This is a genomic window from Sorangium sp. So ce887 (genome assembly GCF_051521455.1).
Lineage (GTDB): Bacteria > Myxococcota_A > Polyangia > Polyangiales > Polyangiaceae > Sorangium.
This window is the reverse complement of record NZ_CP150354.1, coordinates 598120-620537: the sequence shown is the minus strand read 5'-3', so window position 1 is coordinate 620537 and position 22418 is coordinate 598120. Positions and strand designations below refer to the sequence as shown.

At 68.8% G+C, this 22418-nt stretch carries 20 protein-coding genes, 5 tRNA genes and 1 pseudogene; 8 read left to right on the top strand and 18 right to left on the bottom strand.

Going from position 1 to position 22418, the window contains the following annotated elements:
* Positions 1–86: 86 nt before the first annotated feature.
* The 14 genes from rpoB to WMF36_RS02400 form a co-directional block, all read right to left on the bottom strand.
* On the bottom strand, positions 87–4223 hold the full coding sequence (rpoB, locus tag WMF36_RS02465) for a DNA-directed RNA polymerase subunit beta (protein WP_437577949.1): 4137 nt from the start codon (positions 4221–4223) through the stop codon (positions 87–89).
* A 369-nt stretch (positions 4224–4592) separates the two neighbouring features.
* Complete coding sequence (gene rplL, locus WMF36_RS02460) at positions 4593–4979, bottom strand: 50S ribosomal protein L7/L12 (RefSeq protein WP_437577948.1); 387 nt, start codon at positions 4977–4979, stop codon at positions 4593–4595.
* Between the two features lie 98 nt (positions 4980–5077).
* Positions 5078–5608, bottom strand: a complete 531-nt coding sequence (gene rplJ / locus WMF36_RS02455; RefSeq protein ID WP_437577947.1) for a 50S ribosomal protein L10 — start codon at positions 5606–5608, stop codon at positions 5078–5080.
* Positions 5609–5611: 3 nt separating this feature from the next.
* A complete protein-coding gene (gene rplA / locus WMF36_RS02450; RefSeq protein ID WP_437486071.1) occupies positions 5612–6322 on the bottom strand; it encodes a 50S ribosomal protein L1 in 711 nt (236 codons plus the stop codon).
* A 146-nt stretch (positions 6323–6468) separates the two neighbouring features.
* Positions 6469–6912, bottom strand: coding sequence for a 50S ribosomal protein L11 (gene rplK / locus WMF36_RS02445; protein WP_437577946.1), 444 nt, complete (start codon positions 6910–6912; stop codon positions 6469–6471).
* 117 nt (positions 6913–7029) lie between these two features.
* Entirely contained in the window at positions 7030–7560 is a 531-nt protein-coding gene (nusG, locus tag WMF36_RS02440) for a transcription termination/antitermination protein NusG (protein ID WP_437486067.1), read from the bottom strand.
* A gap of 30 nt (positions 7561–7590) precedes the next feature.
* Positions 7591–8109 carry a preprotein translocase subunit SecE gene (gene secE / locus WMF36_RS02435; protein ID WP_437577945.1) on the bottom strand — a complete coding sequence of 173 codons (519 nt, stop codon included), beginning with the start codon at positions 8107–8109 and terminating at the stop codon, positions 7591–7593.
* 186 nt (positions 8110–8295) lie between these two features.
* A tRNA-Trp gene (locus WMF36_RS02430) sits at positions 8296–8368 on the bottom strand.
* A gap of 29 nt (positions 8369–8397) precedes the next feature.
* On the bottom strand, positions 8398–8568 hold the full coding sequence (gene rpmG, locus WMF36_RS02425) for a 50S ribosomal protein L33 (protein ID WP_437577944.1): 171 nt from the start codon (positions 8566–8568) through the stop codon (positions 8398–8400).
* Between the two features lie 10 nt (positions 8569–8578).
* On the bottom strand, positions 8579–9769 hold the full coding sequence (gene tuf, locus WMF36_RS02420) for an elongation factor Tu (RefSeq protein WP_437577943.1): 1191 nt from the start codon (positions 9767–9769) through the stop codon (positions 8579–8581).
* 52 nt (positions 9770–9821) lie between these two features.
* Positions 9822–9897 (bottom strand) — tRNA-Thr (locus tag WMF36_RS02415).
* A 16-nt stretch (positions 9898–9913) separates the two neighbouring features.
* Positions 9914–9986: transfer RNA gene (locus WMF36_RS02410), tRNA-Gly, on the bottom strand.
* Positions 9987–10066: 80 nt separating this feature from the next.
* Positions 10067–10148 (bottom strand) — tRNA-Tyr (locus WMF36_RS02405).
* An 81-nt stretch (positions 10149–10229) separates the two neighbouring features.
* A tRNA-Thr gene (locus WMF36_RS02400) sits at positions 10230–10302 on the bottom strand.
* 685 nt (positions 10303–10987) lie between these two features.
* Here WMF36_RS02400 and WMF36_RS02395 point away from each other — a divergent pair.
* Positions 10988–12784 (top strand): serine/threonine-protein kinase, encoded by a 1797-nt coding sequence (locus WMF36_RS02395; RefSeq protein ID WP_437577942.1) that lies wholly within the window; start codon positions 10988–10990, stop codon positions 12782–12784.
* A gap of 365 nt (positions 12785–13149) precedes the next feature.
* Positions 13150–13302 (top strand): hypothetical protein, encoded by a 153-nt coding sequence (locus WMF36_RS02390; protein ID WP_437486057.1) that lies wholly within the window; start codon positions 13150–13152, stop codon positions 13300–13302.
* A gap of 199 nt (positions 13303–13501) precedes the next feature.
* Here WMF36_RS02390 and WMF36_RS02385 read toward each other — a convergent pair whose 3' ends face one another.
* Entirely contained in the window at positions 13502–15076 is a 1575-nt protein-coding gene (locus WMF36_RS02385; protein WP_437577941.1) for an MXAN_5187 C-terminal domain-containing protein, read from the bottom strand.
* Positions 15077–15081: 5 nt separating this feature from the next.
* A complete protein-coding gene (locus WMF36_RS02380) occupies positions 15082–15834 on the bottom strand; it encodes a hypothetical protein (protein WP_437577940.1) in 753 nt (250 codons plus the stop codon).
* Between the two features lie 214 nt (positions 15835–16048).
* Here WMF36_RS02380 and WMF36_RS02375 point away from each other — a divergent pair, with 214 nt between their 5' ends.
* Both WMF36_RS02375 and hisIE read left to right on the top strand, forming a co-directional pair.
* Positions 16049–17518 carry a prolipoprotein diacylglyceryl transferase gene (locus WMF36_RS02375; protein ID WP_437577939.1) on the top strand — a complete coding sequence of 490 codons (1470 nt, stop codon included), beginning with the start codon at positions 16049–16051 and terminating at the stop codon, positions 17516–17518.
* 3 nt (positions 17519–17521) lie between these two features.
* Positions 17522–18211: a bifunctional phosphoribosyl-AMP cyclohydrolase/phosphoribosyl-ATP diphosphatase HisIE gene (gene hisIE / locus WMF36_RS02370; RefSeq protein WP_437577938.1), complete on the top strand. Its 690-nt coding sequence runs from the start codon at positions 17522–17524 to the stop codon at positions 18209–18211.
* Between the two features lie 19 nt (positions 18212–18230).
* On the opposite strand, the gene WMF36_RS02365 is transcribed toward hisIE, so the two are convergent.
* Positions 18231–18785, bottom strand: a complete 555-nt coding sequence (locus WMF36_RS02365; protein ID WP_437577937.1) for a hypothetical protein — start codon at positions 18783–18785, stop codon at positions 18231–18233.
* Positions 18786–18954: 169 nt separating this feature from the next.
* On the opposite strand from WMF36_RS02365, the gene WMF36_RS02360 reads away from it, so the two are divergent.
* On the top strand, positions 18955–19857 hold the full coding sequence (locus WMF36_RS02360; RefSeq protein WP_437577936.1) for a hypothetical protein: 903 nt from the start codon (positions 18955–18957) through the stop codon (positions 19855–19857).
* On the opposite strand, the pseudogene WMF36_RS02355 reads toward WMF36_RS02360, so the two are convergent.
* Positions 19841–19918 (bottom strand): annotated as a pseudogene (locus WMF36_RS02355) (hypothetical protein); the annotation flags it as partial. The gene WMF36_RS02360 and the pseudogene WMF36_RS02355 sit on opposite strands and share 17 nt — an antisense overlap.
* Here WMF36_RS02355 and WMF36_RS02350 point away from each other — a divergent pair.
* From WMF36_RS02350 to WMF36_RS02340, 3 genes are read left to right on the top strand one after another with little or no spacing between them, the layout of a single operon-like run.
* Positions 19884–20102: a pentapeptide repeat-containing protein gene (locus WMF36_RS02350; RefSeq protein ID WP_437581843.1), complete on the top strand. Its 219-nt coding sequence runs from the start codon at positions 19884–19886 to the stop codon at positions 20100–20102. The pseudogene WMF36_RS02355 and the gene WMF36_RS02350 sit on opposite strands and share 35 nt — an antisense overlap.
* Positions 20071–21633: a BamA/TamA family outer membrane protein gene (locus WMF36_RS02345; protein WP_437577935.1), complete on the top strand. Its 1563-nt coding sequence runs from the start codon at positions 20071–20073 to the stop codon at positions 21631–21633. The genes WMF36_RS02350 and WMF36_RS02345 overlap by 32 nt, the downstream gene beginning before the upstream one ends.
* Positions 21630–22415 (top strand): hypothetical protein, encoded by a 786-nt coding sequence (locus tag WMF36_RS02340; RefSeq protein WP_437577934.1) that lies wholly within the window; start codon positions 21630–21632, stop codon positions 22413–22415. The genes WMF36_RS02345 and WMF36_RS02340 overlap by 4 nt, the downstream gene beginning before the upstream one ends.
* Positions 22416–22418: the final 3 nt, after the last annotated feature.

Genomic DNA, 22418 nt, shown 5'->3' with positions numbered 1-22418 from the left:
GGCCTTCGGGAGCGCGCCGCCCGCGCGACGCGCCTCCCTCGCCATCACCGACCCGGCGCGCGGCGCTCGTGACGTGACGAACTGCATCACTCCTCTTCCTCCGCGGCCGAGGCCTCCACGCCTCCGGTCGACTCGACCAGCTCGACGTTCAGGCACAGCGACTGGAGCTCCTTGATGAGCACGTTGAAGCTCTCCGGCAGCCCCGCCTCCAGGGTGTAGTCCCCCTTCACGATGGCCTCGTACATCCGGGTGCGGCCCATCACGTCGTCGCTCTTCACGGTGAGGAACTCCTGCAGCGCGTAGGCCGCGCCGTAGGCCTCCATCGCCCAGACCTCCATCTCGCCGAGCCGCTGCCCGCCGAACTGCGCCTTGCCGCCGAGGGGCTGCTGCGTAACGAGGGAGTAGGGCCCGATCGAGCGAGCGTGGATCTTGTCGTCGACCAGGTGGTGGAGCTTCAGCATGTACATGATGCCCACCGTGACGTTCTGATCGAACGCCTCGCCCGTGCGCCCGTCGAAGAGGATCGCCTGGCCTGAGGTCGGGAGATCCGCGGTACCGAGAGCGCCCTTGATATCCGACTCGTGAGCGCCGTCGAACACCGGCGATCCCATGAACACGCCCTCGTCGACCGTCTTGACGAAGCGCTTGACGTCGCCGTCGTCGAGGTCGTCGAAGAAGCCGTCCATCGCCTCGTCGCCCGCATAGATGGCCTTCAGGTGCGCCTTGATCTCGGTGGTCGCCCGCTGCTGCTCGACCATGCGCTGCAGCTGGTTGCCGAGCTCGAAGGCGCCCCACCCGAGGTGGATCTCGAGGATCTGACCGACGTTCATGCGGCTCGGCACGCCGAGCGGGTTGAGCACGAGATCGACCGGCCTGCCGTCCTGCAGATACGGCATGTCCTCCTCGGGGAGGATGCGACTGATGACACCCTTGTTGCCGTGACGGCCCGCCATCTTGTCGCCGACCTGGAGCTTGCGCTTGATGGCGATATAGACCTTCACCATCTTGATGACGCCCGGCGGCAGCTCGTCGCCCTTGGAGAGGCGATCGATCTTGTCGCGGAAGTGCTCCTCGCGCGTGCGGACGAGCTCCTCGAGGTCACGCAGGATCTGCTGGACCCGCTCGGCGTCGTCGACGGGGATCTCGCCCCAGTACTTGCGGGGGATCTCGGCGAGCGAGGCCTCGTCGATGATGGAGCCCTTCTGGAAGAGCACCTTGCCCTTGTCGTCGACGAGCTTGCCCGACGCCTCCCTGCCGAGCAGGAGCTCGCGGATGCGGCGGAAGAACGAGTCGCGGAGGATCTTAATCTCCTCGTCGCGCGTCCGCTCGATCCTGGCGCGCTCCTGGTCCTCGATGTCCCGCGCGCGGTCGTCCTTCTCGGTCCCCTTGCGCGAGAACACGCGGGCGTTGATGACGATCCCGCCGACCCCGGGCGGCACCTTGAGCGAGCTGTCGCGGACGTCGCCCGCCTTCTCGCCGAAGATCGCCCTGAGCAGCTTCTCCTCGGGCGAGAGCTGGGTCTCGCCCTTCGGGGTGATCTTGCCGACCAGGATGTCGCCGGGACGCACCTCGGCCCCGATGCGGACGATGCCGGACTCGTCGAGGTCCTTGAGCGCCTCCTCGCCGACGTTCGGGATGTCGCGGGTGATCTCCTCCTTGCCGAGCTTCGTGTCGCGGGCGACGCACTCGAACTCCTCGATGTGGATCGAGGTGAACACGTCGTCCTTGGCGATGCGCTCGGACACCAGGATGGAGTCCTCGAAGTTGTAGCCCTGCCACGGCATGAACGCGACGAGCACGTTCTGGCCGAGCGCGAGCTCGCCCATGTCCGTCGACGGGCCGTCGGCGAGCACGTCGCCCTTCTTCACCACCTCGCCCGTCCTGACGACCGGCTTCTGCGTGTAGCAGGTCGACTGGTTCGAGCGCTGGAACTTCATGAGGTGGTAGATATCGGGCACCTCGGCGCCCTCGCCCTCGGCCCGGACGACGATGCGCGTCGCGTCGACGCTCTCGACGACCCCGGGACGCCGCGCGATGACGCAGACGCCGGAGTCGCGGGCGAGCCGCTCCTCCATGCCGGTGCCCACGAGCGGCGCGTGCGACTGGACCAGCGGCACGGCCTGGCGCTGCATGTTGGCGCCCATGAGCGCGCGGTTCGCGTCGTCGTGCTCGAGGAACGGCACGAGCGCGGCGGCGACCGACACCATCTGGTTCGGCGCGACGTCCATCAGCTCCACCATCTCGGGCGTGACGATCTTGAACTCGCCGTTGTAGCGGGCCGAGACGAGCGACTCCTTGAAGCGCCCGCTCTCGTCGAGGTTCACGGTCGCCTGCGCGATGTACTTGCCCTCCTCCTCGAGCGCGGAGAACCAGATCACGTCCTCGGTCACGCGGCCGTTCTCGACCTTGCGGTACGGCGTCTCGACGAAGCCGAACTCGTTCACGCGGGCGAACGTCGACAGCGACGCGATGAGGCCGATGTTCGGCCCTTCGGGCGTCTCGATCGGGCAGATACGGCCGTAGTGGGTCGCGTGGACGTCACGCACCTCGAACCCGGCCCGCTCGCGCGTGAGGCCGCCCGGCCCGAGCGCCGAGAGGCGGCGCTTGTGGGTGACCTCGGAGAGCGGGTTGGTCTGGTCCATGAACTGCGAGAGCTGCGAGCTCCCGAAGTACTCCTTCACGACCGCGCTGACCGGCTTCGCGTTGATCAGGTCGTGGGGCATGAGCGTGTCGATCTCCTGCGACATGCTCATGCGCTCCTTGATCGCGCGCTCCATGCGGACGAGGCCGATGCGATACTGGTTCTCCATCAGCTCGCCGACCGCGCGCACGCGGCGGTTGCCGAGGTGGTCGATGTCGTCGACCGAGCCGCGCCCATTCTTCAGCTCGATCAGGTGCCGCACCGTCTCCAGGATGTCCTGCGGCGTGAGCACGGTGAGGTCGAGCCCCGGCCGCTCGTCCTCGGGGACGTCCCGGTAGAACTTGTAGTTCAGCTTCAGCCGGCCGACCTTCGACAGGTCGTAGCGCTCGGCGTTGAAGAACAGGTTGTGGAACAGGGTCTTGGCGGTCTCGAGCGTCGGCGGATCCCCCGGACGCAGCCGCCGGTAGATCTCGAGGATCGAGTCCTCCATCGTCTTCACCTTGTCGGTGAGCAGCGTGTCGCGCAGGTACGAGCCCACGTTCAGGCCGTCGATGAAGAGGATGCGGAACTGCTCGATGTTCGCGTCGCGCAGCCGCTCGAGCTTCGCCTCGGTGAGCTCCTCGTTCACCTCGACCACGACCTCGCCCGTCTCCGGGTCGACGATGTCGTGCGCCGCGACCTTCCCGACGAGCTCCTCGGGCTCGAGGCTGAGCCGCTCGAGCTTCGCATCCTTCATCTTCCGGATGGCGGCGCGGGTGAACTTGGTGTTCTTCTTGACGATGACATCGCTGCCGATCTTGATGTCGCGCGTCGTCCGCTGGCCGGCCAGGAGGTCGTACTCGATGCTCTTCGAGTACTTGCCCCCCTGCTCGAGATACACGGTCTCGGTCGAGTAGAAGTAGTTGAGCAGGTCCTGCGTCGAGTACCCGAGCGCGCGCAGCAGCACGGTCGCGTGCATCTTCCGCCGGCGGTCGATGCGAACGTAGATGATGTCCTTCGGGTCGAACTCGAAGTCGAGCCACGAGCCGCGGTACGGGATGACGCGCGCGGAATAGAGCAGCTTGCCGCTCGAGTGCGTCTTGCCCTTGTCGTGGTCGAAGAAGACGCCGGGGCTGCGGTGCAGCTGGCTGACGACGACGCGCTCGGTCCCGTTGATGATGAACGTGCCCGTCTCGGTCATCAGCGGGAGCTCGCCGAAGTAGACCTCCTGCTCCTTGATGTCGCGGACGATCCGCTCCCCGCCGTCGCGGGTGTCGTAGATCATCAGCTGGTTCGTGACCTTGATCGGCGCCGAGTAGGTCATGCCGCGCTGGCGGCACTCATCGACGTCGTACTTCGGCGGCTCGAGGTTGTACGAGACGAAGACGAGCTCGCTCGTGCCGTTGAAGTCTTTGATCGGGAAAACCGAGCGGAACACCGCCTGCAGCCCGATCTCCTCCCGCTCGTTCGGCGGAACGCTCATCTGGAGGAATTTGTCGTAGCTCGACTTCTGGATGTCGATCAGGTTGGGGACGTCGATGATGCGACGAACGCGACCCAGGTTCTTACGGACGCGGAAGTTGGATTGGACGACCGACGGCATCGATTTCCTCCGGCTCACACGAGCCGTGCGGGGCGGGCGCACGACTCGAACCGAGCAACGAACACGAAGCTACGCACCAATGGCGAGCGAGCGTCCCCAGGGTGTGAGGACCCAAAACATCTTGGCTGTGGGGGCAGAGCGGACCGCGTGGCGACCCATTGAGCTCCGGCATTGGTCGAGGACCCGCACCCGCGGTCCTCGTCAGAATTGACCGAGGACCCGTAGCCGCGGTCCTCTACAGCAGCGTTGCGCAAGGACCCGCACCCGCGGTCCCTTTCTTCAGACAAAAGCGGGACGTGCGGCAGGGACGATCGCCCTGCCGCCGTCCTCCGGCGGATCCCGATTTCCCCTGGCAGGGAACGGTGATCGTTACTTGAGCTCGACGGTAGCACCTGCCTCGACGAGCTTCTTCTTCATCTCCTCCGCGTCCGCCTTGGAAACCTGCTCCTTGACGGTCTTCGGCGCGGCCTCGACCAGGTCCTTCGCCTCCTTCAGGCCCAGACCGGTGATCTCGCGGATCGCCTTGATGACGCCGATCTTGTTGCTGCCGGCGCTCGCGAGGATGACGTCGAACTCGGTCTGCTCCGGGGGCTTCTCGGCCGGAGCGGCGGTCGAGGGGCCGGTGGCCACGGCGACAGCCGCGGGGGCAGCCTTGACGCCCCACTTGTTCTCGAGGTCCTTGATGAGCTCGGCGATCTGGATGACAGGGAGGTTGGAGAGGTAATCGACGACCTGCTCGCGCGTGATCTCAGCCATTGCAAGACTCCTTCAAACTCTTCTGCGCGCCCCGGGGAGGGGGCGATGTAAACCAAAACCAGACGGGCGCAAGGCCCATTTATTACGAAAGCGCCCTCTCAGGCCGGCGTACCCGCCGCGTCTTCCTTCGCCTTCAGGAGATAGGCGAAATTCTGGAGAGGCGCGTTGAGCTGCTGTACGAACTGCTGGAGCGGCGCCTGGAACGTCGCGAGCAGCGTGGCACGGAGCTCATCCTTGCCGGGCATCGTCGCGAGTTGCGTCTCGACGGCGTCGCCCGAGAGGATCTGCCCCTCGATGAGCCCAGCCTTGATCTGGAGCTTCTGGTTGTCCTTGCGGAACGCCTTGACGACCTTGGCTGCCGCGCTCGGATCCTCGTAGCTCCAGGCCACGCCGGTCATGCCGGTCAGGCTCTTCGCCAGCGTGTTCGCCCAGGGATGCTCCTTGACGGCGTGGCGGACGAGCGTGTTCTTCACGACCCGGTACTCGACGCCGGACTTCCGGAATTCATCGCGAAGCTTGGTGACCGCCTCGACGTTCATTCCCTTGAAATCCAGGAAGACCGCGGAAGACATCCGCTCGAATTTTTGCCGGACTGAGCCGACAACCGCTTCCTTCTGGGACCGTTCCATGGGCTACGCCTCCTCTGCCTTGCCGACGAAGTGGACCGGGTCAATGCGAACCCCCGGGCCCATCGTCGAGGACATCGTGATGCTCCGCAGGTAGATGCCCTTGGCTGTCGCCGGCTTGGCCCGGACGAGCGCCTGGATCAGCGCGTCTGCGTTGACCTGGAGCGCGTCCTCCGCGAAGGAGACCTTGCCGATCCGAGCGTGGACGATGCCCGCCTTCTCGACGCGGTACTCGACCTTGCCGGCCTTGGCCTCCGAGATGGCCGTCTTCACGTCAAACGTCACCGTCCCCACCTTGGGGTTCGGCATCAGGCCGCGCGGACCGAGGATACGGCCGAGCTTGCCCACCAGGCCCATCATGTCGGGCGTCGCGATCACGCGATCAAAGTCCATGAAGCCTTCCTGGACCTTGTTCACGAGATCCGCCTCGCCGACGAAGTCGGCTCCGGCAGCCTCGGCCTCCCTGGCCTTCTCACCCTTGGCGAACACCAGCACGCGGAGCGACTGCCCCGTGCCATGCGGGAGCACCACGGCGCCGCGGACCATCTGGTCTGCGTGCCGCGGGTTGACCCCCAGCCGAACCGCAACGTCCACCGTCTCGTCGAACTTGGCGGGCGCGGCTTGCTTCACGAGCGCGCACGCCTCCTGCAATGTGTACTTTCGCGCGCGATCGACGAATGTTCGCGCTGCGAGTTTCTTCTTGGCGACTTTCGGCATATGCCCTCCTTCGTAACGGCTCTCGCCTCCCACGGTGCGCCTAAAACTACCGTGGTAAGTCTTCTCCCAGTCCGCCGGGGCGCCCTCGTTCGGAGCGCCGCCAGGGCGGCGCGCATCCCCGACGGCGGGGAGCGCTGCGACCAACCTCAGTCGACGATGTCGATGCCCATCGAGCGGGCGGTGCCCGCCATGCTGCGCATCGCGGAGTCGAGGTTCGTCGTGTTCATGTCCTGCATCTTGAGCTGGGCAAGCTCCTGCAGCTGCTTCTGCGTCACCTTGCCCACCTTGACCTTGTTGGGCTCCTTGGAACCCGCGCCCGGCTTCTTCTTGGTCTCGAGCCCCGCCGCCTTCTTCAGGAGCACGGAGGCCGGCGGCGTCTTCATGATGAACGTGAACGAGCGGTCCGAGTAGACCGTGATCACCACCGGGATGATCATGTCTCCCTGTGTTGCCGTCCGCGAGTTGAAGTCCTTGCAGAACGCCATGATGTTGACGCCGTGCTGGCCGAGCGCCGGACCGACGGGGGGCGACGGGTTGGCCTTGCCCGCCGGAAGCTGCAGCTTCACGTACCCAGTGACTTTCTTCGCCATGATGAATCTCGCACCCTATCGAACCGCCGCCCGACGGGCGGTCTACTATTCAGAGAAACAGCGAAGCACCGCGGAGACGCGGTCCTCGCCCGCAGGTTTGCAGCCGTTCGCCCCCGACTAGCGCTTCTCCACGGCTGAGAAGTCGAGCTCCACGCTGGTGGGTCGGCCGAAGATGCTGACCTTCACCTTGAGCTTCTGCTTGTCCATCTTCACGTCGTCGACCGTGCCGGTGAAGTTCGCGAAGGCCCCATCCAGGACCCGCACTTCCTCACCCACCTCGAACGTGAGCCGGGGCTTCGGCTTGACTGCCCCCTCGACGATCCCCCGCCGCAGGCTGTCGATCTGTACCAGCGGGACTTCCTGCGGCGCCTGGTTGCCGATGAAGCCGGTCACCTTGGGCGTGTCCTTGACCAGGTGCCAGACCTGCTCGTTCATCTCCATCTCGACGAAGATGTAGCCGGGCAAGCTGAGCTTTTGACGAACGCGCGTCTTGCCGCCAGGACGGTTCTCCGTGACCGTCTCGCTCGGGATGAGGATCTCGCCGAACCGATCTTCCAGTCCGTATTGCTTTACGCGCTGCTGGAGCGCGTCGCGCACCTTCGCCTCGTATCCCGAGTAGGTATGGATGACGTACCACTTCTTGGCCATGGCGCTTGATTCCCTCAGGGTCTCCCTGCTTCAGCTTCCATCGCCGTAAACGATGTTGGTCACGAATGCCCAGAAGCGGTCGAGCAGCGCCAGGTAGAGGGTCGCCACGGTGGTCGTGGCGATGACGACGAACGTCGAGTTCGTCACCTCCTTCTTGGTCGGCCACTTCACCTTCGCCAGCTCGGAGGCAACCTCGTCGCTCCAGGTGCGGAGCTCCGCGTTGCGGAACATGCGCAGCACGACGATGAGCGCGATGACGCCGCCGATGACCATGCCGTAGGTCATCTTGTCGTCGTCACCCACCGCGGAGACCGCCGGCAGCGCCCGGCTGAACCAGTCCTTGTTGGAGAGGGTCGCCCAGACGCCGTGGACGATCTTGCCCAGGAGGTAAGCGAGCAACATCCCGGCGGCGAAGAAGCCGGCGAGCACATAGCGCTCCGTCCCGAGCTGGGTGGCCGCGACCTCCTCCTCGGCCTCCCCGGGCTCACCGGCGCGCAGCGCCTCGCCATCTTCGGCGTCAGCGGCCGCCGGCTCTTCGCCCTGCGTCACGAGGGACGACGCTTCGGTGGGCTCGGCCGATCCAGATTCGTCCGGCTCCCCATCCTCCGCGACCTTCGGCGTTTGCTTGTCTTTTTGACCCTTCGCCATAACCACACCAAACGCGCCGGCCCGCGGCAGACAGAAGCCTGCTCGATGGGGCTTCGGAGGCGCCCCCTGGGCGCCCACATTCCCCGGCAGGGGCAGAGAGGCTCGAACTCCCGACCTGCGGATTTGGAATCCGCTGCTCTACCAACTGAGCTATACCCCTAGAATCGCTGCGCCTTCCTGAGCACCCGTTCACTTCGTTTCGTTGTGAACCGTGTGCTTCTTGCACTGCTTGCAGAACTTCTTGAGCGAAACCACCTGGTCGGGCGCCTTCGTGGTCTTGTAGTTCCGCGACTTGCACTCGCAGCAGGCCAGTGAGACGGCGATGCGCGCCGCACGCCACCCACCGGCCTGCTCGCTCATGTCCGTCTCCCTACGCGAGGATCTTGGTGACGACGCCGGCGCCCACCGTCTTGCCGCCCTCGCGGATGGCGAAGCGCATCTGCTCCTCCAGCGCGACCGGGGCGATGAGCTCGATCGTCATCGTGATGTTGTCGCCCGGCATCACCATCTTCACCCCCTCGGGGAGGTTCACCGTGCCGGTCACGTCCGTCGTCCGGATGTAGAACTGCGGCCGGTAGTTGGTGAAGAACGGCGTGTGGCGCCCGCCCTCCTCCTTCTTGAGGACGTACACCTCACCGGTGAACTTCGTGTGCGGCGTGATCGACCCGGGCTTCGCGAGCACCTGGCCGCGCTCGATCTCTTCCTTCTCCACGCCGCGGAGCAGACATCCGACGTTGTCGCCCGCCTGCCCCTGGTCGAGCAGCTTCCGGAACATCTCGACGCCGGTGACGATCGACTTCTTCGTGTCCTTGAAGCCGATGATCTGCACCTCGTCGCCGACCTTGATGATGCCGCGCTCGATGCGGCCCGTGGCCACGGTGCCGCGGCCCTTGATCGAGAACACGTCCTCGATCGCCATCAGGAACGGCTTGTCGATGTCGCGCACCGGCTCGGGGATGTAGCTGTCCAGCGCGCCGAGCAGCTGCTGGATCGTCTCCTCCCACTTGGGGTCGCCCTGCAGCGCCGGCAGCGACGCGCCCCGGATGACCGGCGCGTTGTCACCGTCGAACTTGTACTTCGACAGGAGCTCGCGGACCTCCATCTCGACCAAGTCCAGCATCTCCGGGTCGTCCACGGCGTCGCACTTGTTGAGGAACACGACGATGTGGTTCAGGCCGACCTGCCGGGCGAGCAGCACGTGCTCGCGCGTCTGCGGCATCACGCTGTCGAGCGCCGACACGACGAGGATCGCCCCGTCCATCTGCGCCGCGCCGGTGATCATGTTCTTGATGTAGTCGGCGTGTCCGGGGCAGTCGACGTGCGCGTAGTGGCGATTCACCGACTCGTACTCGACGTGCGCCGCCGCGATGGTCACCGTCTTGGTGTCGTCACGGACCGTCCCGCCCTTCGCGATGTCGGCGTACGAGATCGCCTTCGCCAGGTTGCGCTTCGACTGCACCTTGACGAGCGCGGCCGTGAGCGTGGTCTTGCCGTGGTCGATGTGGCCGATGGTGCCCACGTTCACGTGCGGCTTCGTACGACTGAATTTCTCCTTGGCCATCGAGATGTCTCCTGCCGAAATGAAGTTCGCGGCTGCGTTGCGCTGTCCTCGCTGGAGCCCACCATCGGGATCGAACCGACGACCTCGTCCTTACCAAGGACGTGCTCTGCCAACTGAGCTAGGTGGGCAAACGACCGACCACGGAGCGGGCGACCGGGTTCGAACCGGCGACGTTCAGCTTGGAAGGCTGACGCTCTACCAACTGAGCTACGCCCGCGAGCGGGGGGTTCCACCAGGAGTGACCCCGGCGGAGCTACATCTTGGTCGGACCGCTATCGGAGCGAAAGCTCACTCCGGTGGAGGGTGATGGATTCGAACCATCGTAGGCATTGCCGGCAGATTTACAGTCTGCTCCCTTTGGCCGCTCGGGCAACCCTCCAGATTATCTCTGTATTTCGAGCTTACCGCTCCCTGTCTCTCCCGTGACCTCCCGAACCGTCTACCTGCTGCCTTGCATCGGAGCTGGCGAGGGGACTTGAACCCCTAACCCCCTGCTTACAAGGCAGGTGCTCTACCGATTGAGCCACGCCAGCGACATCGACCCGCTGCCCGTCCCCGGGGCTCCCGGAGGCGAGCGTGCTGACCTAGCGAAATGTCCCAAGACCGATCACTTCTGTGCGAGCAATCAACTCCCGGTCCTGCTGGACCGCCTGCCTGCGCGGCCCGGGAGTTGAGTGTCCCGGCCGGGCTGGACCGCAGCGAGGTGAAGGTGTTGGTGCCGTTCACGTCGTTCCGAAGGTAGACGAGTCCCGCGAAGGGAGGAGGCTCTTAGCCCCCTGCAAGAGACGTGTCAAGCGGTGTGCATCGTTTTCGTCCGTTTCGCTGGAATCGGCTGCGGGAGCGCGGGGCAAGCGCGCCATCGAGCTGCGGCGGGCCGGAGCTCGCGCTTCGTCCGGCAGCGCCGATCTCGCTCGAGTGCCGACCGTTTTCAAGGTGGACGTCGAGCTGAGCGCTCCCGCACAACGCGCGAGGCGGCGCGGCTCGGCACGGGTACGCGCTTGGGGCCCGAACTCGCCGTCGTCGCGCGTGCGCGTCGCGGCGCGCACGCGCTCACGGGCGTGACGAGCGGTGGCAGCACCTCGGGCGCGCAAGAGCTCCCTTGCGCTCGGCGCGCGGCTGCTGCGATCCTGCCCGGCGCACGTTCGCTCGGGCGCGCAGCAAAGCAGCGCCGGGCGGCGGTGGCGTTTCGTCATGCTTCGGGGGTAGAGGTTCGATCGCATGGACTGTCCCGCTTGCCATCAGCCAAACATCGATGGGGCGCGCTTCTGCGCCACGTGCGGCGCGCTCCTCCCTGTCGCGCCGGTGGAGGCAGATCCGCTCATCGGCACGATCGTGGGGGGCCGGTTCCGGATCGTCGGGGTGCTCGGCGAGGGCGGGATGGGCCGCGTCTACGACGGCGAGCAGCCGATGGGGACGTCGGTGCGGAAGGTCGCCATCAAGACGCTCCTCTCGCAGCACGCGAAGGATCCGCAGGTGGTCGCGCGCTTCATGCGGGAGTGCGGCACGGTCAGCGAGCTCGAGCACCCGAACACGATCAAGGTCTACGACTTCGGGCAGACGAACACCGGGGAGCTCTACATCGCGATGGAGCTCCTCACCGGGCAGTCGCTGGAGACGGCGCTCGAGCGGGGCGGCGCGCTCTCGCCCGAGCGGGTCGATCGCATCGTCGCGCAGGCGTGCGGGTCGCTCCAGGAGGCCCACGAGAAGGGGATCGTCCACCGCGACCTGAAGCCCGCCAACCTCTTTCTGACCAGGCGTGCCGGCGAGGAGGACTACGTCAAGGTCCTCGACTTCGGCATCGCGAAGCGCGACGAGCGCAGCGCCAGGGCCGAGCAGAAGCTGACGCAGCAGGGCACGGTGCTCGGCACGCCGCCGTACATGAGCCCCGAGCAGTTCACGGGGAAGGAGCTCGACGCGAGGAGCGACATCTACTCGCTCGGCGTGCTGACCTACGAGATGCTCACCGGGCGCTTGCCCTTCGACGCCGACACGCCGTGGGCGTGGGCGACGCAGCACATGACGGCGCAGCCGTTCCCGTTCGAGGCCGTGCCCATGGGCGCCGCGGCGCCGGCGAAGATGAAGGCGGCGGTCATGAGGGCCCTCAGCAAGAACCGCGAGGACCGCCAGCAGTCGGCCCGGGAGTTCTACGAGGACCTCACGATCGGCGCGGGGCCCCGCCTCTCGGTGCTCGGGACGGCGCCCCGCACCCACGTCGGGCTCGAGGCCCCGACCAGCGGGACCGCGCTGATGCCGTCGCGCTCGGGTCAGACGCAGATGGGCGAGCCGCTGTTCGTCGCGGGACCGCCCACGGGACCGAGCAAGACCGTCGTCAACCATAACCATCACGCCGCCGCCACCGTCATGGACCAGGCGGCGATGCGGGGAGGCGCCGTGCCGGCGCACCCGCCCGTGAACACGGGCAGCGGCCAGGTGTTCCCCGCGCCGCCGCCGCCGCCGGCGCAGAAGAACAAGACAGCCCCGATCCTCGCCGCGGTCGCTGCCGTCGCGGTGCTCGGCGTCGTGGGCATCGTCATGATGACGAAGGGGGACAGCGGGAGCGCGACCGAGGAGAGCACATCGACCGCGATCCCCCCGCCCTCGGGCACGCCGCCCGTCACCGTCACGTCGGACCCGATCGTGGCCCTGCCGACGAGCGAGCCCTCCACCCCAGAGCCCCCGCCCGAGCAGACCGGTCAGGTCAAGGCGCCCCCTGACGCTCCGAAGAGCACGCCGACCGCGACCACGGGGCCCAAGACCCCGCCCGCCGGCAACGAGAAGGCCGAGCAGGAGTGCAGGGCCGCGATCAACCTGGCGAACGGCGGCAACACGGATCTCGCGGTGAAGCGCTTCGCGGGCTGCGACGGCCCCAAGAAGGCCGAGGCCAGGGCCGCGATCGGCGCGAGCGCCAAGCGAGCCGTCGCCTCCAAGGGGTGCGCGGCCAAGTCCCACGCCGTGGCTGCCGCGCGCATCGGGGCGGGCGAGGCGATGTCCCAGTTGCCGTCAAAATGTCAGTGACAACGGAACCCAGTCGGCGAACGTAACGTGGCGTCTGGGACGGCTGTGAACGATCGGGCGTAACGTCGGACGGGTCCGGACTGTTCCAGGCTTGCCTTGACGCCCGATTTTGACCGGTGCTAGATCCTGCCCTGATGGTTCTGAAAGTTCAGTGAACGCCACGATCTGACTTAGTAGGTCGGCGCTTGACTTTGGAACATGGGGGAGAAGGTCGCTCACGGGAAATGGGCAGTAAGATTCGTTTGGCCGCGCCTCGAATGACGTGGCGAGACATATGTCGCTCTGAACAGTTTGCTGGGCGATGGATCGCCCTTGACAATGTAAAGTACGCGCAAGGCTGTTCCCAGCCGGCCGAGGCCGACGTCGTGGACGCCGACGATGACCTGGCCGATTTATGCGCAAGGATGCGCGAGGCCGACCGCACGGCCTGTGCGATCCTCTTCGTCGAGCAGGAGGCCGGGGTACCCGCGCGGGTCCAGCGCCTGCCGCAGCTCTGGCGCCGCGTCGCACATCACTGATCCGCCCGAACAACCTCATCGATCTGACGTAGCGAGCGCTCTCCGGGGCGACACAGCTGGCCAGGTTCGCCGGCCAGCTCAGCTCCTGGAGCTCGCAGCCGTGGGTTCCGTGCGCGCGCCTGCTCCCTCCTTGGCTGGCCGCGCCCGCCCGGCCATCTGTGGCTGCGCCGGTGACGTCCGGCTGCGGGACGATGTCGGGCTACTTCAGGATCGGCTTCAGCAGCGTCTTGCCGTCCTTGACGACGACATCGTAGTCGACCGACTTGGCCGGGTTCGTCGCGCGTAGCTTCGCGGCCTGCGCGCGGAGGCTCTCGGCCAGGCGTTCGTAGGTGACGCCGGCCGTCGACTCCCGCGCGGCGCGCTTGGTCTCGACGTACTTCGCGTAGATCTGGCGCAGACGCTGCTCCGGGAGCTCATCGTCGCGCGCGGCAGACCGCTGCGGAGGCGGCCCGGGCCGCGGGCGCTTCGCAACGTCGAGGCCGGCGCGCGCTGCGTCCGGCGGGCGCGAGGACGCGTGCGGCGCCGCGTGCCGAGCTCCGCCTGCCGTGCCGGTGTCCGCTGCAGGCGGCGCGGTGGAGCGACGGCGCCGGCTCGGCGGCGGACGCTCCGAGTGCACGCGCTCTTGCCGCCTCGCCCCAGCAGCCGCAGCGCCGGCAACTACCGCGGCGGTGGTTGCCGGCGCTGCGGCTGCTGGCGTTGCGGCTGCTGGCGCTGCGGCTGCCGGCGCTGCGGCTGCCGGTGCTGTGGCAGGGCTCCGCGGAGGTTTGATGGGGAGCGGAGGCGGCGGTCGCTTCGGTAGAGGGGACGGCGGCTCAGATGCGACGTCCGTCAAGGCCCCCGGCGGCCCGGCGGCGACCGCCGCCGCGTCGCCGTTCTTGGCGCTCTGCGAGCGCTGAGCACGCATCTCCGCCGCGAGCTCGGCCAGTCGCTGGCGGCTGGCGCCCGCCGCCGCAGGCTGGTTCCGGTCGGCGGTGGGGCGCGCGGCTGTCCTGTTCCCCGCTCCAGATGCCTCGGTCGACTTTGCCTCCGCCGGCTTGACCTCCGGCGGCTTCTGCTGGGGCCTGGTCAGGCCGAGCCCCCGGGGCAACCCGCCCAGCGGCGCGGGCTTCACGGCCGCCGCCGCCTGAGGCGTGGCGGGCGGCACGATCGCGGGGCGCACCTGTGGGCCGGCCGGCGCCGCGCTCGACGCCTCCGGCACGGCCGACGTCACGACGGCCTCGCGCGGCAGGGCCTCCTCGGCGGTCAGCGCGGCCAGCGCGGCCAGCGCGGTAAGCGGCTGCTTTCGCGCCGCCGGCGCGGCGGGCAGAGGCGGGGGCGCCAGCGTGACCGCCTCGTCGTCGACGTCGATCTCCTCATGGTCGTCGCCGACGTCGCGGCGCGCCGCGACGTCCGCTGCCGTCTGCTGCTCGGCGAGCTCCGCGTAGCGCTCCGCCCGCTTCCGGCCGACGATCGTGAGCGCCTCCTTCGTTCCGACCCGCTTCGCTGCGCGGATGACGTCGCGACGGTACGTCCCGTTCTCGATCTCGCGCGAGATGCGGCCCCAGTACTGCTGGAACGTGTTGTAGCGCTGGATCAGCATCTGGAACTTGAACCGGAGCCCGGTGTTCCTGATCTGCTCGCGCCGCATCACCCAGATGCGGCGCTCGACGTCCTTGCGCGGGATGAGCGGCTCGAGCCGCTCGATCCCCATGAAGTACTGCTCATACAGCGCGCGCAGCCGCTCGATGCGCGTCTCCAGCTCCCCAAGCTCCCGTTCGACCTCGCTCGATTCCATCGCGGCTAGAGGGGCGTGATGCGCAGGTTGTCGAAGCAGACCGGCGCATCCCATTCGTTGAAGCCCAGGTGCTCGTGCCCCGGGCCGGTGAGCGGCGCGGGATCGTTGAGCTCCAAGTACTCGACATCGTTGATCGACCAGGCGAGCGTCCTGCCATCGTGACGCTCGATCCGGAAGCGATACGGCTGCCCCGGCGCGACCGGGCGCGCGCGCTCGTCGTCGCTCTCCAGATCCACGTCGATCTCCAGGCGGTCTGCGCCGTGCTCGTCGAGACGGGCGAGCACGTGCTTCGTGTTCTTCCATCCGCCGAGGATCACGAGGTAGCTCGTCGCGTTCGTGTAGCTCGCCGCCGTCGCTCCGCTCCGACCATCGCCCCAGAGCTCCACCTTCAGATCGCCGTCGGGAGCCTCGGCGATGGCGTCGAACTCGATCCGGGCGTTCTCCGGCAGCGGGCGCTTCAACCACACGCCGCGATTCCTCGCGCCGCGGACGCAGAGCCGCCCCTCCTCGATCTTCCACCTGGGGCTGAGCGCGTTCCAGTCGGGGCCGAGCGTTGACCGGTTGAAATCGTCCTCGAACACGCCCGCACGCAGCGTCCCCGGAGCGCCCCCTGCGGTCGACGCGGACGCCGACGTCGCGACCGTCCCGGCTGGCCGCGTGCTCGAGTCACCGGTGGCCGGCCCCTCGGGGATGCACGACGCGCTCACGAGCAGCCCAGGCACGGCGAAGACGCTGAGGGTGGCACGGCCAGAGAGCACGGAATCGATGCTAGCAGCGGCGCGCGCGGACTTCGAGGCCGCTCGCGGACGCCGTCGCCGGGATGGAGGACGGAGCTGCGCCGCGCTGCCAGCCCGGGCGCATCGCGACCGCCCGATGCGGCTGGACCAGCGTCCGCGAGCGCCTTGGCTCGCCGCGTCATGCCCGAGAGACGGCGCTTGATGGTCCCCAATCGCAGGCGTAAGGAGAGGCGCCATGCATCCCATCCTGTTCCGCGTCCCGCTGCCCGTCTGGACCGTGCCCCTGCTCTGGGTCTTCCTGATCGCTGCGGGCATCGCCTTCGCGGGCGCGATCGGGCTGCTCGTCGGCAAGAACAGACCAGGCGCCGCCGCGGCGGGCATCGCGGGCGTCGCGCTCGCCGTGCTCGCGTCCCAGTTCAAGGAGCAGACCTACACCCTGGGTCCGATCCCCATCTACAGCTACGGGGTCATGCTCGGCCTCTCGCTCGTCGTCGGCTGGTACCTGACGCTCGGGCTCGCGGAGCGCGACGGCCTGCCGAAGGAGACGATGGCCAACTGCTACGTCGTCACCGCGCTCGCCGCGGTCCTCGGCTCGCGCGTGCTCTACATCCTCACGAACCTCGACGAGTTCGACTCGTTCGGCGCGATGTTCGACATCCGCCGCGGCGGGCTCGTGGCGTACGGCGGCTTCCTGGGCGGCTTCCTGGGCTCGTACCTGTTCCTGCGCTCCCATCGCCTCCCGCTGCTCCCCTGGGCCGACGTCGCCGTCCCGAGCCTCGCCTCGGGCCTCATGATCACGCGCATCGGCTGCTATCTCTTCGGCTGCGATTTCGGCCGGCCGCTCGGCGAGACGGCGCCAGCCTGGCTGAAGAAGCTCGGCACGTTCCCGCACTGGGCCGACGGCACGCTGGAGCACGGCAGCGGGTCCCCGGCGTGGGTGCAGCACGTCAAGGAGCGCGGGCTGGATCCGACCGCCGAGGCGTCGCTCGCCGTGCACCCGACGCAGATCTACGAGTCGCTCGTCGGCGCAGGGCTGCTCGCGCTCCTGCTCCTCGCGCGCCGGCGACAGAAGTTCCGCGGCGAGATCTTCCTCCTCTTCACGTTCTCCTACGGCGTCTGCCGCTATCTGCTCGAGCTCCTGCGGGACGACGCGGAGCGCGGCTCGATCCCGCCGACGCTCCCGGAGCACGTGCTGCTCCCCGCCGGCCTGCTCGTCTTCGCCGTGGGGTACACGATCGGGTTTTCCCACGTGATCCGCGACAACGTGGCGCGCAAGGTGACGCAGGCGCTCTCCTTCGTGCCCGCGGTCGCCCTGTACCTGGCCCTCAAACCCGAGACGTTCGGCGCGTCCACGTCGCTCCAGTACTCGACCTCCCAGGCGGTCGCTCTGGCGACCGGGCTCGCCGCGTCGATCGCGTTCGCGATCTACTACAAGGCCGCCCTGGACCACCCGGAGCAGGCGATGGCGCTCAACCTCCCGGAGGGCCGGACCGTCGCCGCTGACGAGGAAGAAGAGGACGAGGACGACGCGCCGGGCGACGGGGAGGACGAGGACGGCACGCCGAGCGAGAAGCAGGGCGCGCCGACGGAGGCCGGCGACAAGCCGTCGCGGGCCAGGCGCGGCAGCGCGAAGGACGGAGACCGGGCGACGGCCCGCGAACGCGGCGACGCTGCCGAGGCGCCCGACACCACCGGAGAGGCATAGGCTGTGAAGATCGCATTCGGAGAGGGCAAGCTCATACCGGCCGTCGTGCAGGATCGGCTGACGGGACAGGTCCGGATGCTCGCGTACATGACGCGGGAGTCGCTCGCCCGGACGCTGGAGACGGGGCGCGCCACGTTCTTCAGCCGATCGCGCGGCGAGCTCTGGGAGAAGGGGGCGACGAGCGGTAACACGCTCGCGGTGACCAGCCTCCACGCCGATTGCGACGGGGATGCGCTCCTGATCCTCGCCGAGCCCCACGGCCCGACGTGCCACACGGGCAGCGCGAGCTGCTTCTTCCGGCAGGTCGACGCTCGCGCCGACGGCGAGCCGGAGGCCGCCGACGAGGGCCAGGACGCGTCCGCGCTGCTCGAGTCGCTCGAGCGGGAGATCGAGGCGCGCAAGGCGTCGTCGGCGACGAAGAGCTACAGCCGGAAGCTGCTCGACGGCGGCGCGCCGCTCATCGGCGCGAAGCTGCGCGAGGAGGCCGGCGAGCTCGCGCAGGCGATCGCCGGGGAGAGCGACGAGCGCGTCGCGTCGGAAGCGGCGGACGTCATCTACCACCTGCTGGTCGGCCTCGCGTCGCGCGGCATCCCGCTGCGCGCCGTGCTCGCCGCGCTCGCGTCGCGCATGGGCACGAGCGGCCTCGTCGAGAAGGCGCTGCGGGCGCAGAAGGACCGGGCGGGAGCACCGTGACGCGCCGGGCGTCGCCGCCTCAGCGCGGCGACGGCCCGGGCGGAGGCATGCCCTCCACGCATCGCGCGACACACTCAGTGAGCTGCGGGGAGCGGCCGGACAGCACCTCGTCGCAGGTCGCCGTCGCATAGCACGCGTACGTGCATCGAGACGGCCCCGCGCACGGCGCGGGCTCGAACAGGCCCCCCGCGCAGTCCCGTACCCTCTGGGCACCCCGCTCGCAGAGGGGGCCCAGGAGGGGCACCCTGACGCCGCACGTCGCGAGCGCGTCCTTCTCTGTCTCGCAGCGCGTGGGCTCGGCAGCGTTCCTGTCGCCCATGCACTCGATGTCCGCGTCGACGCAGCGCATGAAGGCGTCTGCCGCCACCGGGCAGCCCCTGCGCTCGGCGCTCTGAACAGCGTCCTCCACGTCGTCCACGCACTCTTCGTACTCCGAAGCGCTGCACTGCCAGCAGTCGCAGAGCCCATCGCAGACGGACGAGACCGTATCGCTGCAACCGGGGCTGCTGATCAGGATCGCCCCGGCCGCGGCGGCGCCGGCGAGAGCGAGGCTGCAGACGGCGATGCTCTTCACGCGCCGAGGGTATAGACCGTGAAAAGCGGGCGCAATCCGTCGCGGCGCTCCGCTGGGCGACCCGGGCGCTCGTCGCGCGCTGCGTCGCCGGACGAAGCGCGCCCACCGCCGTCACCGCTGCTCCGCGGCGCGCCCTCCGCGCCGGCGAGGGATGGGCTATCCTGGACGCGTGAGCCCGTTCCGTGAGCCGCCCGGCGTCGAGCTCGGCCCGCTGGAGGTCGGCCTCGGGCGCGCGGCGCGGCGAGCCATGGTGGGCCTCATCCCGAGCGGCGGAAGGCTCATCGCGCCCGACGGCTACGCCCGGCTCCTCCAGGGCGAACGCGGCTCCTGGCGCGACCGCTCGCATGTGGCAGGCGCGCTGGGCTCGCTGGGGCTCTTGCTCGTGGCCGCCTGCGCCTTCGTCGCGGCGACCGGCGGCTGGAAGCTGCACGGCGTCGGGGCGACCGCCGCGACGGTGGCGCTCGTGATCGCGGGAGGGCTCTCGCTGGCCGCGGTGCTGCGCGCCCTCGATGCGCCGCGCGAGCGGCTCACCGTGCGCGGCGCCGTGGTCGGCACGGCGGCGAGGCGCGCGCTCCGCAGGGCATTGCGCCTCGCGCGCCACGCGGCGCGCGCGCCGGAGCGGTTCGGCCCCCGCCGCGTCACCGCGCTGCGCAGGACGCTCTCCATGCTCGCGGATCCGCTCATCGCCGACTGGATCCCCGCGGACGTGCGCGGCCGCGCGGAGCTCCTCCTGGCCCGCGCCATCGCAGCGAGCGCCGGCGCGCGCTGGACGCGCGACGCGATTGTCCGGACCGAGGTCCGGACGCTGCTGCTCGCAGCGGCCGATCACCTGTTCGAGCCGACACCGGCCCGGCTGGACCTGCTCGTGCTGGCGGAGCACACCGATGCCGCCCCGACCTCGCGCGAGCCACCGCGGCAGCAGCACGAGCCTGCGGGGGCACGGATCCGCCGCGGGACGCCGTCGCGCCATGCCCCTCCGGACCCCGTCGCCGAGGACGCCGCGCCGGTGGTCGAGCTCAACGCGGCCGATCCCGCCGGAGAAGGAGTCGGTCGTGTTACGGTGCGTCTCTGAACGGTGCGTCTCTGAACGGTGCGTCTCTGAACGGTGCGTCTCTGAACGGTGCGTCTCTGAACGGTGCGTCTCTGAACGGTGCGTCTCTGAACGGTGCGTCGTCGAAGGGCGCATCGCTGAAGTCGCAGGAGGCTCCGGCGGCGTCGCAGGGATCCTGTGAATCCTCCTCGATTCCGGAGCTCTTCACGCTCCCCCGCCATTCCCCTGCCCCCGGTGCTCCGCCGCGCGCTCCTCGCGCTCTGTAGCGCGCTGCTCGTGGGGTCGCACCCGGGTCGCGCGCTCGGTCAAGGCGCGGAGGACGCCGCCGTTGCAGGGCCCGCGGCGCGGGAGCCGCCACCTCACGCGGTCGCGCGCACCCGCGCGGCAGGGCTGTCCGCGGGCGCGACGCCCCAGGAGAGGCACCGCGTCCGGTACACCCTGGATGGCATCGAGATCCGAGGCAACGTGCGCACCGCCGCGCGCGTGATCCTCCGCTACGTCAGGTTCCGCGCGGGGGACGTGCTCGACGTCGAGGATCCGGGAATCGAGCTCACGCGCTACCGCCTCCTCGGCACCGGGTTCTTCACCTCGATCGGGCTGTCGCTCCGCAAAGGGGCCGAGCGCGGGAGCGCGACGCTCGTGATCGACGTCGTCGAACGCAACACGTTCGTCGTGCAGGATCTCTGGCTCGGCATCGCGGCCGACGAGGACACGGCAGGCAACGCGCGGCCGCTCTCCGCGTTCACCGGCGTCCAGGTCGCCGAGACCAACCTCGCGGGGACGGGGATCACGCTCGGCGCCGGCGTCGGCCTCGCGGCGGACCAGCTCGCCCTGAGGACCCGCTTCGTCGATCCCGCGTTCGTCGGGACCCGCTGGTCGGCCACGGTGACGGTGCTCTACAACGACGCCCGCGACTTCTTCGGCAACCGGGACGTCTCGTTCGAGTCCCCGCTCCTCGAGCAGCGGGAGGTCACGGGATACGCGGTCGTCGCCTACAAGCGCTTCGGCGCAACGCTCGGAACGGGCCACGACGTCTCCTCCTCCTCGCGGCTGTCGCTCGACTACCACCTGGAGCAGATCGACGCGACCGTGCCCACGGTCGCCTCCCACATGCGCGGAAACAGCCGCGAGCCCATCGATTTCGACATCCTGGGCGGCAAGACGGTGCTCTCGTCGCTGCGCGCTGCGATCGACTACGACACGCGCGACGCGCCCTTCCTGACGACGCAGGGCACGCTCGCCTCCGTCTCGGTCACGGTGGGCGTCCCGCCGTTCGGCAGCGATTACGGCTACCAGAGGTTCGAGTTCGCCGCGCAACGCTGGTTCCGCCTCCCGCTGCGTCACGTGCTCCGCGTGGAGGCGTTCGCCGGCGCCGTCGCCGGAGACGCGCCCTTCTTCGAGAAATTCTACGTCGGCGATCTCACCGATCTCCTGCCGGATCGGCTGCTCGACCTTGCCCCAGATCGCAGGCAGCCGCCGAACTTCCTCAGCACGGACATCATCGAGGTCCGGTACGGGGACTTCGCCGCGAAGCTCGAGGCGGAGTACCGGATCCCGGTCTATGCCGGCCGTGGCTCGATCTACGGCGTCGACCTCTTCGGCGCCGCGGGCCTGTACGGGCTGGCGACCCGCCGCGAGCTCACCGATGCGCCGACCGGATACGAGGGATTCGCCCGCGTGCCCGTGGACATCACCTACAACCTCGGTCTGCGGGTCGACACGGCGATCGGCGGCGTGACGCTCGCCTTCTCGAACCTGCTCGGGCTGATCCCAGCGCGGCGCGGTGAGCGGAAATGACTTGCCCGGGCGCAGGTCGCGCCGCGGCGCTCGGGCTCGCGCTGCTCGCCGCGCTCTCCCTCGGCGCGCGCCGATCGGCGGCCCAGGAGGGGCCCGGCGGAGCGGAGGGCCGGCAGGGGCCGAAGGAGATCGCTGACGCAGACGCGCAACAGGCGCTCGGCACGCCGGCCGCGCTGCCCATCCGCGTGGCGAGCCTCTCGCTCGACAAGACGATCGTGCAGCTCACCGTCGGCTTCCGCGACGTGGTCGACGGCGAGATCTCGAAGAAGCTGCTCAGCGGGCTCCCCACCGTCATCACGATGCGCGGCTACCTCTTCCACGAGAGCGGGGGCAACCCCGTCGCGCTCGCCGCCAAGAGTTGCCGGATCGTCTACGACCTCTGGGACGAGGTGTTCCGGATCCAGCTGATCCAGGCGGGAAGTCCGTCGAGCACGGTCGCGATCAACGTCGAGGGCGTGCTCCGCAACTGCGCTGAAGCCCGGAAGCTGCCGCTCGTCGAGCGGTCCCTCGTCCGCGACGGCAGCCGCTATTTCGTCGCCGTGCTGGTCGAGGTGAACCCCATGAGCGCCGAGATGCTCGATCGCATCAAGCGGTGGGTCACCCGCCCGCCCGGCTCCACCGCCATCGGCCCCGGCGACTCGCTGTTCGGCTCCTTCGTCGGCCTGTTCGTTACGCGCATCGGCAACGCCGACAGGAAGCTCGCGTTTCGCACGCAGGCCTTCCTCCCGCCGGCTCCGCCGCCGAGCCCTCCCCCGCAGCCCCGGAGCCCCCCCGGCCGCTGAGCC

What these genes read in the sequence shown, in the direction of transcription:
- rpoB (WP_437577949.1), bottom strand. Translation starts at nt 4,223, where the DNA reads ATGCCGTCGGTCGTCCAATCCAACTTCCGCGTCCGTAAGAACCTGGGT.
- rplL (WP_437577948.1), bottom strand. Translation starts at nt 4,979, where the DNA reads ATGGCTGAGATCACGCGCGAGCAGGTCGTCGATTACCTCTCCAACCTC.
- rplJ (WP_437577947.1), bottom strand. Translation starts at nt 5,608, where the DNA reads ATGGAACGGTCCCAGAAGGAAGCGGTTGTCGGCTCAGTCCGGCAAAAA.
- rplA (WP_437486071.1), bottom strand. Translation starts at nt 6,322, where the DNA reads ATGCCGAAAGTCGCCAAGAAGAAACTCGCAGCGCGAACATTCGTCGAT.
- rplK (WP_437577946.1), bottom strand. Translation starts at nt 6,912, where the DNA reads ATGGCGAAGAAAGTCACTGGGTACGTGAAGCTGCAGCTTCCGGCGGGC.
- nusG (WP_437486067.1), bottom strand. Translation starts at nt 7,560, where the DNA reads ATGGCCAAGAAGTGGTACGTCATCCATACCTACTCGGGATACGAGGCG.
- rpmG (WP_437577944.1), bottom strand. Translation starts at nt 8,568, where the DNA reads ATGAGCGAGCAGGCCGGTGGGTGGCGTGCGGCGCGCATCGCCGTCTCA.
- tuf (WP_437577943.1), bottom strand. Translation starts at nt 9,769, where the DNA reads ATGGCCAAGGAGAAATTCAGTCGTACGAAGCCGCACGTGAACGTGGGC.
- WMF36_RS02395 (WP_437577942.1), top strand. Translation starts at nt 10,988, where the DNA reads ATGGACTGTCCCGCTTGCCATCAGCCAAACATCGATGGGGCGCGCTTC.
- WMF36_RS02385 (WP_437577941.1), bottom strand. Translation starts at nt 15,076, where the DNA reads ATGGAATCGAGCGAGGTCGAACGGGAGCTTGGGGAGCTGGAGACGCGC.
- WMF36_RS02375 (WP_437577939.1), top strand. Translation starts at nt 16,049, where the DNA reads ATGCATCCCATCCTGTTCCGCGTCCCGCTGCCCGTCTGGACCGTGCCC.
- WMF36_RS02340 (WP_437577934.1), top strand. Translation starts at nt 21,630, where the DNA reads ATGACTTGCCCGGGCGCAGGTCGCGCCGCGGCGCTCGGGCTCGCGCTG.